The following is a 12,150-nucleotide window of genomic DNA, read 5'->3' on the forward strand; positions in this document are numbered from 1 at the left end:
CTTTCAGGAAGTTACTATGAAATACACAACACTACCTAACACCGACCTTAACGTAAGTAAAATTTGTCTAGGAACGATGACCTATGGCAATCAGAACACTGAAAGCGAGGCACATCAACAACTGGATTTTGCACTCGAAAAAGGAGTCAATTTTGTCGATACTGCAGAGATGTATGCAATTCCGGCATCGCCAGACACACAAGGTCTTACCGAAACATACATTGGAAGCTGGCTAAAAGCATCCCAAAAGAGAAAAGAGATTGTCTTAGCTTCAAAAATTACGGGGCCTGCCCGCGGATTTGAACATATTAGGAAGGAATTAGATTTCAGTAAAAAGTCACTCGAAGACGCACTGCATAAAAGTTTACAACGCCTACAAACCGATTATCTGGATCTGTATCAGTTGCATTGGCCCGAACGAAGTGTAAATATTTTTGGAGTGAGAGAGTATGATCACACCCAAAACACCCAATGGCAGGATAATTTTAATGACGTATTGGACAGATTGGAGCGTTTTGTCAAAGAAGGAAAAGTGCGACATATTGGATTGAGTAATGAAACTCCGTATGGTGTGATGAAGTATATGGAGGCACATCGTACAAATAAGAAACGTAAAATGATTTCTGTTCAAAATGCCTATTGCTTGTTACAACGCAGGGATGAGATTGCCTTGTCTGAAGTGCTACAAATGGAAAATGTTGGTTATCTGGCGTATTCTCCTTTAGGCTTCGGAATGTTATCTGGGAAGTATTTAAACGGGAAGAAACCAGAAAATGCAAGAGTAACTTTGTATCCGCGCTACTCGCGTTATTCCAGCGAAAGTAGTTTTAGAGCAACTGAAGCGTATAATAATATTGCAAAAAAACACGGATTAACTTTAGCTCAATTATCCTTGGCTTTTGTAAATCAGCAGTCGTTTGTGACCTCAACGATTATTGGAGCGACGACCCTTCAGCAGTTAGAGGAAAACATTGCCAGTATCAACGTGCAGCTTTCCGAAGAAATTTTAAAAGAGATACAGTCAGTTCATGAAAAAATTCCAAACCCTGCAGCTTAACTCACAAACGCACTATATCCAGTAATCGCACGCCCTACAATGAGAGAGTTAATTTCCTTGGTACCTTCGTAGCTATAAATCGCTTCGGCATCTGCGACAAATCGGGCCACATCGTATTCGAGTAGAATTCCATTGCCACCCATAACTTCACGGGCACGACTTACCACATCACGAGTACGCATACTACAAAATACTTTGGCTAAGGAAGCGTGTTCGTCGGTCATAATGTCCAGATCCTGCATTTCACTTAGTCTAAAACACATGGTTTGCATGGCCGTGAGATTGGCAACCATTTCTACCAAATGATTCTGAATGAGTTGAAAACGTGCAATAGGACGCCCAAACTGTTCTCGTTTTTTAGTGTATTTTAAAGCACTTTCATATGCACCTCTTGCACAACCCACAGCTTGCCAAGCCACAGCAGCTCTGGTCATTTTTAATACCTTGGCGGTATCTTTAAAACTGTCACATTTTTGAAGTCGGTCTGATTCGGGCACTCTACAATTTGTCAAGGTAATTAAGGCATTCTGTACTGTTCGTAAGGCCATTTTATTTGGCATCTTTTCGGCTTTGTAACCAGGATTTCCTTTTCGTACAATAAAACCTTTTACGGCATGTGTCTCTTTTTCACGTGCCCAGATAATGGTGAGATCACTAAAGGTTGCATTACCAATCCATTTTTTTGCACCATTAATCACCCATTCATCTCCTTCTTTATAACAAGTGGTTTCCATTCCTCCAGCGACGGCAGAACCTACATTTGGTTCGGTAAGACCGAAAGCTCCAATTTGTTCCATGCGCTGCATCTTAGGAAGCCATTCCTGTTTTTGTTCCTCGCTTCCGCAGAGATAGATGGAACCCATGGCGAGTCCGCTATGGACTCCAAAAAAAGTAGAAATAGACACATCGATACGTGCCAGTTCCATGGCCATGATCCCTTCCATTAAAAATGATTCGTCGGGGCAGCCATAGCCTTTATATGCCATTCCGCAGATATTTAACTCAGCCATTTTAGGAATGATATGATGTGGAAATTCGGCTCTGTTCCAGAAATCGTTTGCAATGGGCTTGATCTCCTTTTCCATAAACTGCCGTACTTTCAACTGGATTTCACGTTGTTCTGGCGTTAGTTTTAAGCTGAGGTCGTAAAAATCTCCATCGATTGGAGGCAATTTGTGTTGTCCTTTTCGAGCTTTCGTCTTTAGCATTCGCATTAACCCGGCCAATTGTCTGTCATCCAATTCTCCTACGGTTTTCATCACTTCGCCTAAGTCAACTTTTTCTGACAGTTTTGCGATGGCTTTGATATCTACCGATTTTAAAACGGAAAATGTTTCTTTGATTTTTGAGAATACAGACATAGATAATAGTTTAGAATTTTTAGACCAGAGTTTAGTCATCTAAAGATACAATCTTAAGTTTCTATTGCTGTGAACAAACTGTTAATTCGGTGAAAATGGAATAAGTAGTGATTCTGACAAAAACCCGTGAAGAGAATCCTGAATCTGAATATGATAGGAGTCATTGGTTTTTCCGAAGATAGTAACTGTGTCATTTATTTGAAGATCAATCCTTTTTTCAGATTTTGTAGCAGGTCCTGTTCTTAAAGTTGCTGTTGTCGAATTTACTTTACCTTTTCTGAAATTGAAACCTTCAGTACTATCTGGAATCTTTTGCATTTTAATAAATGGCAAGGGATCTATAGCACCACGATTTGTATAAATACCAAAATGTAAATGAGGCGCTGTCGTTCTGGCATTGCCTGTATTTCCTACCAGACCTAAAGTGTCACCAACTTGAACACGCTGCCCAGTTGTGGCTATAATGCTATCTAGGTGCGCATAATATAACGAGCGACCGCCCAACAAACCATCACGTAGCCACACCTGTTTCCCTCCCAACCCACGATTGCCTGTGGAAGAAATTCGACCTTCTGTGACAGCAAGCACAGGCGTACCTCTTGGCGCAAAAATATCATTTCCTTGATGACTTCTCCTTCCGCCATCTCTGTTGGCGCCCCAGAAACTCTGAATGTTTTTATTGGTCGCTTCCGCTACCGGGAAAACATAAATAGGCTGTGTATATATTTTTAACTGAAACTGTGCATCGGTTTTAATTTCTGGCTGAATAATAACTTTGTAAACTCCGTTTTCAGTAATGTTTTGCTGAAGACTTTTAGTTCCTGGCTGATTGCTTTGAATAGACGTAAACTTTTGAAGGCTATCGGTGTCTCTTCTGAAAAGCTCCATAAATAGTTGTGTAGAATCGATGGATGCAAAGGTCTCCAAAAAAAGTTGTTCTCCTTCTTTTGCTTCAAACTGAAAGCCATACACCGAAGGACTTTCCGAAGAAAACAGACCGCTTTCGACAAAAGGAAGTGTAATTTCTAGCGAATCGTTCAAGGCTTTTTCTGAAAGTTGTTTCCACCGGATAAAAACAGCATCGGTTTCAGAAAATTGACGTTCATATACGATTCTAGCCGATGGTTTTGTGACGATATCTAATGCTTTCGGATAAAAATAATAGAGGAGAACGCCTATGAGCGCAAGAAGAAGTATAAAAATCCAGAACTTTTTCACATTGAAATTTTTATCCAAAAAGATGTTTTACCACATCATGCACTTTGGCAACTTTAATAATGTCGATTCCATATTGTTGCTTAGGCAGTTTGCAATATTTAGAAATAACGATGGAAGAAAATCCGAGTTTTTCGGCTTCCAAAATACGCTGATCCACACGAGTTACAGGACGAACTTCGCCTGCCAAACCAACTTCGGCAGCAAAACACATTCGTTTGTCTATGGCAATATCGATGTTTGATGATAATACAGCAGCGACAACAGCAAGATCAATCGCAGGGTCGTCCACGGTAATTCCGCCAGTGATATTGAGAAACACATCTTTGGCACCCAATTTAAAGCCCGCTCTTTTTTCGAGCACGGCAAGAATCATATTCAATCTTTTGGCATTATACCCTGTGGCACTACGTTGCGGCGTTCCATAAACAGCACTGCTTACCAGTGCCTGAATTTCGATCATCAAAGGACGCATACCTTCAAGTGTGGCAGAAATTGCGGTACCGCTAAGGTCTTCTTCATTTTTTGAAATTAAAATTTCTGAAGGGTTAGAAACTTCTCTCAATCCGCTGCCTTGCATTTCATAAATACCAAGTTCGTTGGTGCTTCCAAAACGGTTTTTATTAGCACGTAGGATTCTGTAAATATGATTACGATCGCCTTCAAACTGAAGCACGGTATCGACCATATGCTCCAGAATTTTTGGACCAGCAATGTTTCCATCTTTGGTAATATGACCAATTAAAATTACTGGAGTGGCTGTTTCTTTGGCAAATTTGATCAATTCTGTAGTCGTTTCCCGAATTTGAGAAATACTTCCTGGACTGCTTTCAATAGAATCTGTATGTAAAGTCTGAATCGAATCGATAACGACAATATCTGGATTTGTTTCTGTAATGCTTCGGAAGATATTCTGAGTTTTGGTTTCGGTTAGAATAAAACAGCTTTCGGCATTGGGATGGATTCGTTCGGCACGCATTTTAATTTGTTGTGCACTTTCTTCTCCAGAAACATATAAGGTTTTATAGGGTAATTGCAATGCAATCTGAAGCATCAACGTACTTTTTCCAATCCCTGGCTCTCCGCCTAAGAGCGTCAAACTTCCAGGAACTAATCCGCCTCCAAGAACACGATTGAGTTCGTTGTTTTTTGTATTGAGTCGTGCTTCAGCGGTGGTAGAGATTTCGGAAACTTTTTGAGGCTTGGCGACTCTCTTTGTCGAAGTACTTTCTGACGGTTGCCAGGATGTTTTTTCAGCTTTTTGAATGACTTCTTCAGCAATGGTATTCCATTCTTTACAGGAAGTGCATTGGCCTTGCCATTTTGAAAATTGGGCGCCGCAATTCTGACAGAAAAAAGTAGTTTTTGTTTTAGCCATACAAGGTCGCTAAACGAATTTTTAAATGAATAGTATAGATTTTTGAGATGCTTAAAACTTTCCGAAGAAAAACTTAGTATCCAAAATCGGCTTTAATTTTCTCGGCTCTGTCTAACATAAGATCAATAGTAATAAAATCAACCTCTTCCTTGTCGTAAGCGCCTTGAAAAGTTCGCATGGCCTTTTTAGTTTCGCCAATTTCCTCATAATAGCGACCCATATAATAATCTCCTAAAACGGTATCTGGATATTGCTTTTTGGCAAGGGTGGCAATTTCCCGAAGCGATTCCCATTTTTTTCGTTTTTCGGCCGCCGCCGCCGTAGCAAGAAAATCGTTTTCACGAATTGGGTTGGTAAGTCCGAAGAGGTCTTCAATTGTTTTATACTTATCAATCAGGTATTGATGAATAGGAATATCGGTTTTCATAAGAACATCGGCGAATTCTTGTTTGCTTATGGGTCTGTACACCGAGAATATTTTTTCCATGGCATTTGGGATTCCCCGTCCTACAAGCGAATAATGGGTGGCGCCTTCAAAATTATCGTAATAGTAGTTGAAGTTCTTATTATCAATTGCTTGTAAGGATGTATTTAACCCCTCTGAAATTTCCATCAAGTCTTTAATATCATCGGTTCCTGTTGCCAGATAATAAAATATTTTATTTTGAATCACGGCGAGTCGTTCTGGCAATCTTGCGTCTAACATAGGGGCAAGGTCTGGGCTTAAACTTATATAGCCATTAAATAGTGGAGGATCTTTAAAAAGATAATAATTAATAAAATTAGCTGTAAAATCGTGACCTACAGCGATTACAAACTTTGCGGTACGATACTGCTTATCGATGTAAGGGATCAATTCTAAACCCAGAAATTCAAAAAAAGCGGCTCCTGTTTCGGCTGGAAAAAAATTGGTATCATCATAATTTCCATCATCATAACGTTTATTGCCTTGCATTACTCCCACTACAATTGACTCTGGCATATCTTCCCAATAGCTAAAATAATCAACGTTTCCAGCTACGGGCTCGAATAAGTAATCGGCATCTAGAACAAGTACGATAGGATAAACTTTATCGGTATTTGTGTCGTAATTTCTAGGAAGTTGAATTTTTAAACGTCTGCTTTCGCCCAGTTTAGCAGAAGTAAACTCTTCATATTTAATCTGTGAAAATGTTGGAAACGCAAGAAGGGTTGTTATAATGAGGAGGATATATTTTTTCATACACTTAATTATTTACTAATGTCGAAAGATAACAATTTTGAAAAATTCGCACCGATTTTTTTAATAATTGAATTCATATTTCACTAAAAAAGAGCATTATTTCACACATTTTAGTTGGCAATTCAAAATGGTTTAAATTTGTTTCCAATGAAATCAATTGTCGCGTTTATAGTTCTGGGAATTTTATTCTTTTCTGTTACAGCCGTTTCTCAGAATGCTGAGAATGTTTCGTTATTCAATCCCATAGAAACTCCTTCACAGTTCCTTAAAACAAAACAAAAACTTCTTACTCTTACAGCGAAACGTGTTGACTATAGCGATCAAGCTGTATTTAAGGATTATCTTCCGTTTGCAAATGCACTTACTCGCTGGTCCAAACAAAATGGTTCTGATGAGGATATTGTCTATGCAAATTATTGTTTGTTTCAGGTATTGTACCATGCTCAAAAAGATTTAGAAGCCATTTCAATAGGAGAACGTATTTTTCCTAAAAAAGAAATGTTGTTAGAAATGCATCAATATTGGTTATTAGATGCACTACTTGCTTTATATAGTAAGATTGAAGCCTATGATGATGTGCTTCGTCTGCTTCCGTATAAGCAAGAAGAATTCTTTAAAAAGTATAACGTTAAAGGAAGGGGAAATACGTATAAAGAGGACCTTGCTATGACCCTTTATAAGATTGGAGACTATGCAAAAGCAGTTAGGTATTTTAAAGAACAGGCCCCTGAGTATAAAAGTGTAGGGAATCAATTAATGACCTCTAGCATGTACAACAATGCAGGGCTATCTTTTTTTAAGATGAAAGAATACGATAGTGCTTTGGTTTATTATGAAAAATCCATAGTAGAAATCTCGCTGCCTGGGAGTAGTAAAATAGAGGGAAGGGATGAAGAGTATAAGAAGAAGTTTAAAAATATCATCCTTGGAAATATAGCTGAAATTGAATTTGAAAAAGGAAATATAGATAAAGCATTAAAGACTTTTTTGGTAGAATTAAACGACAATACCAGAGAATATCAAATTGTTACTGCAGCCTATTACAATGTAGCGAGAGCTTATTATAAAAAGGGAGAAATAGCATTGGCAACAAAATATATTGATAGTGCTTTAACCTCAGTTACCTCTTATAATGAGATCAATTCTATTGTCAAACTCTATGACTTAAAAGGGAAATTATTGTTATATGATAATAATATCAAGGAGGCTGAGAATTATTTTAATAAAAAGGAGGTACTTCAGGATTCCATAAGAAATATTCAGATTAAAAGAAAAAGCAATCTTGCTGCGGCAAAGTTTAATGTAGATTTTAAGGAGCGTGAATTAATAACAACGAAACAGGAAGTAGCTTCAAAAACTAGAGCTTTACGAAATCAACTAATAGCGTTATTTATAACATTATTGTTATTGGGCTTACTTACATACTTTTACGTAAGATCTGTACAGGATAAACGAACTATTAGTCAACAGACAGCCTCACTAGAAACCTCACTTCATGAAAAAGAAGTATTACTAAAGGAAGTACATCATAGGGTTAAAAATAATTTGCAGGTGATATCAAGTCTCTTGCAGTTGCAATCTAAGAAAGCAACAGACGATACTATGAAAAAAGCTCTCAATGACTCTCAGAGGCACATCCATAGTATGGCGTTGGTACATCAAATGTTGTATCAGCAAGATCAATATACAAAAATTCCTATGCAGAGCTATCTCAAAAAGCTAGTGGACCAACTGTTGTATAGCTTATCAGGAACACATATTAATTCTTTGATTGAGGTTGAAAATATAGAGCTTTCAATTGATAAAGCAATACCACTTGGGTTAATGCTAAGTGAATTAATTACAAACACCAATAAGTACGCCTTTGATGATGAGACCGGAATGATTCATGTTGAATTAAAAGGGCTTTCAGAAAGTGAAAAAATAAAAACATATCATTTTTCGTATTCAGATAATGGCAAAGGATTAGCCCCAGACTATAAAGATCACATTTCAAAAACAATGGGGTTCCGACTCATTTTCATGCTTGCTGAAGAAATGGATGGAGCTATTGAAGTGCAGGGAGATAAAGGGTTAAAAGTTAAAGTTGTATTTAAGGAAATTAGAATATGAGCCAAAAAGTGTATATCGTCGAGGATATGGCAATCTCTAGGGCAGCCTTAATTGAAATGTTACAGGACAGCGGGCATGAAGTTAGTGGAAGTGCTGCACATGCAGACAAGGCATGGATTGATATTAAAGAAAAGAAAATAGATGTAGTTTTACTAGATATTCATCTTGCGGGAGCCTACGACGGAATATGGCTTGCTCATAAAATAAGAGCAGAACGAAACCTACCCATCATATTTTTAACTGCCTATGGAGATGATGAAACTCTTAAGGAATTGGCTAAAACGAAACCCAATGGATATCTTATGAAGCCTTATAATGCTCCTACGCTATTGACAACAATAGGTATCGCAATACGTTCTTTTAAACAATTTGAGGTTTCAGAAAAAATGAAAAAAATAGATGAGCCAGCTTATTTTGTTAAACATCAAGGGAAACAAATAAAAATTCAGCTTTCTAAAATCATGTATTTCAGATCTGAGGGGAACTATGTTGACATTTATGTAAAATCAAAAGCCTACAGTGTTCGATCAAAACTTACAGATATTCTTTCAGAGTTGGCGAGTGAAGATTTTATACAGGTACATCGAAGGTTTGCAGTGAATAAAAATTACATAACCCAATATAGTCCTACAAGTTTAGTTGTAGGAAAAATGGACATTCCATTGTCAAAAACCTACCGAAAAAAAGTGCTTACACTTTTAACCTGACCCTTACTTAACAAAAAAAGGTCGGTACTTCACATAAGTTACATTAGATTTTTATTATGTAAGATATTTATATGAGCTAGCTTAAATATGCTGATATGAAACTACCATCACTCATTATTTGTCATTCTCAAGAAGCGTATCTAAAAGGGCTTGTCCATGGAATAGAAGATTTAGAAGTTTCTATTTTAAACAGTACGACTAATGGCGTTAGAGCACTGCGTTGGATATTGAGAGAAAAACCTGATTTTGTGATAATCGAAGCTCAGTTTGAAGAACTTTCGGCCTATGAGATCATTAAGGAAGTAACGCTAAAAAAACTTAAAACCAAGTTTATTCTCATTTTTCCCAACGCCAATTACAGAGATGTAATCTTGGCAAGATCACTTAAAATTGCGGGCTGTTTTTATGCAGGAGAATCGTTAGATGCTATTCAGAATTGTGTTACCACTGTTTTAGAGGGTAAAGTCTGTTTTAGCCGTTCGATAAGTAAAGTTCAAATTGCAGATAAGGCTTTACACAATTTAGATTTATTGTCTGATGCCGAAATAAATGTACTCATGTTAATTAATGTTTATAAGTCTTCAGCAAAAATTGCAGAGAAACTCTCTTCATCTGTGCGAACCATAGATAAGCACAGGAGTAACATTATCAACAAACTAGGGATCCAAAAAGAAACACATTCGTTGATGCACTGGGCATTACAACATAATGAGATTATAAAAACGTTGGCATTTCAAAAAATATCGTAATGGGAATGCCTCGTAAATATTTATTTTTTCTCGCGTTCGCTCTAGGGCTTTTACTTATTGTTGCGATTTGCTATCAGCTGCTAACTTTTTAGTAGTATGATTGTTGTAAAAGGGGAGAATTAAAAAAGAAAGTCCTCCCATAAGCAAGATGGAGGCAATATTTGAAGTCCAGACAATCCATCCAAACGCAGTCCCAACAGTTTCAGCAATTCCAAATACAGCCAGAATTCCGGCAACAAAAAAGGGATAGCTTCCGAAGCCACTATTGGTAAATGCAAAAGCAAAACTACCTACTACAAAAGTTATAATTAAAGTGCCATTTGAAATTCCAGAAGTCTCATCAAGAGCCAGTGTTGACGTGTAAAATGATAACAAATACAACCCCCAAATAATAAAGGTATGCAGAATAAAAGCTCCTTTTTTATTCATTTTTAAGATGCTCAATACCCCATCTTTAAGACCGTCAAAGAATTTTTTTACTTTTTGCTGAAGTTTGGATCTTGAATATTTTAAAAAGAGTAAAAATAAAATACCCATACATATAAGACCTGCAATGCCGATTAAAATTTTTGTCGGGTTGATAATCTGAGATAAATACACATACAGTTCATCAAACTGCAGGAATAAAGCTAAGGCGGTAAAAGCCATTAAAAAAATAAGATCAACTACACGTTCAGAAATGATAGTTCCAAATCCTTTTTCAAAGGGAACCCCTTCATATTTATCGAGTACAATACCTCGGGTAACCTCTCCGCTTTTTGGAATAAAAATATTCATAAGGTAAGCGATGGCAATAGCCATAAAGTTGTTGGCAAGTTTTGGTTTGTATCCTAAGGGTTCGAGCATGAAATTCCAACGATACGCTCTGGATACATGACTAAGAATACTAAAAGTCACAGCCAGTATTACAAAACCATAGTCAGCTTTTCTAAAATAGAATTTAATCTCTTCCAGTTGTTCAGCAGAGAATTGTGAATAGCTATACCAAATTAAAAATATCCCTAAGCCTAAAGGGATTCCAATTTTTAAAAATTTTGAAAGAGAAGTGTTCAACTTATTTGAGTAAATTGTCCTTATTAGGAAATACAAGCGCTGGCTTAAATTTTTTAGCCTCTTCTTGCGACATAATTGCGTAAGTGATTAAGATAAGGATGTCACCAGGAGCCACTTTTCGAGCTGCAGCTCCATTTAGTGTAATTTCTCCACTTCCTCTGGGCCCAGGAATGGCATAAGTTTCTAATCGCTCACCATTATTATTATTCACAATTTGAACTTTTTCTCCCTCGGTAATATTTGCAGCATCGAGCAAATCTTCATCTATGGTGATACTACCAATGTAATTAAGGTCTGCTCCTGTAACTTTTACTCTGTGGATCTTCGATTTTACTACATGTATTTGCATTTTGCAAAGGTACTTAGAATTCTTAACTATAAAATCTTAAAAAATGGTTTACTTAAGCGCCATATTATCAATAAGCCTAACTTCTCCTGCAAAAGCTGCAATAAAAGCACGGTAAGAGCTATTCTTTCTTTTCCGAAACGCAGTTTTAAGCGTTTTGGTGTTTGCAATTTCAAAATATTCCAATTTTAGATGAGGATTTGACGCAAAAGCTTCTTTTACAAATGTATTTAACTCATGAATGGATTTCTTTCTGAAATCTTTTTGAACGGCTTTAAGCGTTTTAGAAATAAGAGCAGCTTCTTCTTTTTGTGTTGCTGAAAGTCTTTTGTTGCGAGAACTCATCGCCAAGCCGCTGTCTTCTCGCACAATCTCACACCCAATTATATCAACCGAAAGTTTTTCAATTTCGACCAGTTTTTTTACGATTTGTAACTGCTGAAAGTCTTTTTCACCAAAATAGGCCCTTGTGGGCAGTATTGCTCGAAATAGTAAATTAACAACCGTTCCAACACCGTCAAAATGACCTTTCCTATGTTTTCCTTCCATCTCGTTTTCCAAGCTTCCGAAGTTATATTTTTTGGATACTACCGTTCCTTGATAAAGCTCTACTGCTTCAGGAACAAAAATTAAGATTGTGCCTTTTAGAGTTTTCAGTAAAGCGATGTCTGCATCGAGAGTCCGCGGATATTTCTTTAGATCCCCAGCATTGTCAAACTGGGTAGGATTCACAAATATGCTCACTACAACCAAATCGTTTTCTTCGAGACCGCGCTCTACCAGAGATAAATGACCTTCATGTAATGCTCCCATAGTAGGTATAAGACCTATTTTTTTAGTGCCTCTAAGTGGATCGATAAATTCGTTTAATTTTCCTGCAGCGGTAAAGACTTTCATAAATTGTAGCTTACGTGCCGTAAAAGTAAGTTATTGAAAGCAATCTGCATAAA

11 protein-coding genes are annotated in these 12,150 nt (G+C 37.1%); 4 read left to right on the top strand and 7 right to left on the bottom strand.

All coding sequences use genetic code 11. The features are described 5' to 3' along the window. Positions 1–16: 16 nt before the first annotated feature. The gene (locus ACFQO1_RS01625; RefSeq protein ID WP_380216045.1) at positions 17–1,057 is read left to right on the top strand and encodes an NADP(H)-dependent aldo-keto reductase; all 1,041 of its coding nucleotides are present in this window, start codon (positions 17–19) and stop codon (positions 1,055–1,057) included. On the opposite strand, the gene ACFQO1_RS01630 is transcribed toward ACFQO1_RS01625, so the two are convergent. The 4 genes from ACFQO1_RS01630 to ACFQO1_RS01645 all read right to left on the bottom strand — a co-directional run bounded on the left by ACFQO1_RS01630 (position 1,054) and on the right by ACFQO1_RS01645 (position 6,233). Continuing rightward, the gene (locus tag ACFQO1_RS01630; RefSeq protein WP_380216047.1) at positions 1,054–2,418 is read right to left on the bottom strand and encodes an acyl-CoA dehydrogenase family protein; all 1,365 of its coding nucleotides are present in this window, start codon (positions 2,416–2,418) and stop codon (positions 1,054–1,056) included. The genes ACFQO1_RS01625 and ACFQO1_RS01630 overlap by 4 nt on opposite strands. 81 nt (positions 2,419–2,499) lie before the next feature. Continuing rightward, positions 2,500–3,636 carry a peptidoglycan DD-metalloendopeptidase family protein gene (locus ACFQO1_RS01635; RefSeq protein WP_380216049.1) on the bottom strand — a complete coding sequence of 379 codons (1,137 nt, stop codon included), beginning with the start codon at positions 3,634–3,636 and terminating at the stop codon, positions 2,500–2,502. Positions 3,637–3,646: 10 nt separating this feature from the next. After that, positions 3,647–5,011 (bottom strand): DNA repair protein RadA, encoded by a 1,365-nt coding sequence (gene radA / locus ACFQO1_RS01640; protein WP_380216051.1) that lies wholly within the window; start codon positions 5,009–5,011, stop codon positions 3,647–3,649. Positions 5,012–5,084: 73 nt separating this feature from the next. Continuing rightward, positions 5,085–6,233 carry an alpha/beta hydrolase gene (locus tag ACFQO1_RS01645; RefSeq protein ID WP_380216053.1) on the bottom strand — a complete coding sequence of 383 codons (1,149 nt, stop codon included), beginning with the start codon at positions 6,231–6,233 and terminating at the stop codon, positions 5,085–5,087. A 147-nt stretch (positions 6,234–6,380) separates the two neighbouring features. Between ACFQO1_RS01645 and ACFQO1_RS01650 the strand changes: the two genes are divergently transcribed. From ACFQO1_RS01650 to ACFQO1_RS01660, 3 genes are all read left to right on the top strand, one after another. Next, positions 6,381–8,345: a tetratricopeptide repeat-containing sensor histidine kinase gene (locus ACFQO1_RS01650; protein ID WP_380216055.1), complete on the top strand. Its 1,965-nt coding sequence runs from the start codon at positions 6,381–6,383 to the stop codon at positions 8,343–8,345. Then, positions 8,342–9,052, top strand: a complete 711-nt coding sequence (locus ACFQO1_RS01655) for a LytR/AlgR family response regulator transcription factor (RefSeq protein WP_380216057.1) — start codon at positions 8,342–8,344, stop codon at positions 9,050–9,052. Before ACFQO1_RS01650 ends, ACFQO1_RS01655 begins: the two co-directional genes overlap by 4 nt. A gap of 95 nt (positions 9,053–9,147) precedes the next feature. Next, entirely contained in the window at positions 9,148–9,801 is a 654-nt protein-coding gene (locus tag ACFQO1_RS01660; protein WP_380216059.1) for a LuxR C-terminal-related transcriptional regulator, read from the top strand. A gap of 54 nt (positions 9,802–9,855) precedes the next feature. Here the strand turns inward: ACFQO1_RS01660 and ACFQO1_RS01665 are convergent, their stop codons facing one another. The 3 genes from ACFQO1_RS01665 to panC are packed head-to-tail and all read right to left on the bottom strand — an operon-like array spanning position 9,856 to position 12,097. After that, positions 9,856–10,854, bottom strand: a complete 999-nt coding sequence (locus ACFQO1_RS01665) for a lysylphosphatidylglycerol synthase transmembrane domain-containing protein (protein ID WP_380216061.1) — start codon at positions 10,852–10,854, stop codon at positions 9,856–9,858. Between the two features lies 1 nt (position 10,855). After that, positions 10,856–11,203, bottom strand: coding sequence for an aspartate 1-decarboxylase (panD, locus tag ACFQO1_RS01670; protein WP_380216063.1), 348 nt, complete (start codon positions 11,201–11,203; stop codon positions 10,856–10,858). Between the two features lie 48 nt (positions 11,204–11,251). Beyond that, a complete protein-coding gene (panC, locus tag ACFQO1_RS01675; protein WP_380216065.1) occupies positions 11,252–12,097 on the bottom strand; it encodes a pantoate--beta-alanine ligase in 846 nt (281 codons plus the stop codon). Positions 12,098–12,150 lie beyond the last annotated feature (53 nt).

Origin of the sequence: Jejudonia soesokkakensis (assembly GCF_042664795.1) — a bacterium.
In the GTDB taxonomy this organism is placed as follows: Bacteria; Bacteroidota; Bacteroidia; order Flavobacteriales; family Flavobacteriaceae; genus Jejudonia; species Jejudonia soesokkakensis.

What these genes read in the sequence shown, in the direction of transcription:
- ACFQO1_RS01625 (WP_380216045.1), top strand. Translation starts at nt 17, where the DNA reads ATGAAATACACAACACTACCTAACACCGACCTTAACGTAAGTAAAATT.
- ACFQO1_RS01630 (WP_380216047.1), bottom strand. Translation starts at nt 2,418, where the DNA reads ATGTCTGTATTCTCAAAAATCAAAGAAACATTTTCCGTTTTAAAATCG.
- radA (WP_380216051.1), bottom strand. Translation starts at nt 5,011, where the DNA reads ATGGCTAAAACAAAAACTACTTTTTTCTGTCAGAATTGCGGCGCCCAA.
- ACFQO1_RS01645 (WP_380216053.1), bottom strand. Translation starts at nt 6,233, where the DNA reads ATGAAAAAATATATCCTCCTCATTATAACAACCCTTCTTGCGTTTCCA.
- ACFQO1_RS01650 (WP_380216055.1), top strand. Translation starts at nt 6,381, where the DNA reads ATGAAATCAATTGTCGCGTTTATAGTTCTGGGAATTTTATTCTTTTCT.
- ACFQO1_RS01655 (WP_380216057.1), top strand. Translation starts at nt 8,342, where the DNA reads ATGAGCCAAAAAGTGTATATCGTCGAGGATATGGCAATCTCTAGGGCA.
- ACFQO1_RS01660 (WP_380216059.1), top strand. Translation starts at nt 9,148, where the DNA reads ATGAAACTACCATCACTCATTATTTGTCATTCTCAAGAAGCGTATCTA.
- panD (WP_380216063.1), bottom strand. Translation starts at nt 11,203, where the DNA reads ATGCAAATACATGTAGTAAAATCGAAGATCCACAGAGTAAAAGTTACA.
- panC (WP_380216065.1), bottom strand. Translation starts at nt 12,097, where the DNA reads ATGAAAGTCTTTACCGCTGCAGGAAAATTAAACGAATTTATCGATCCA.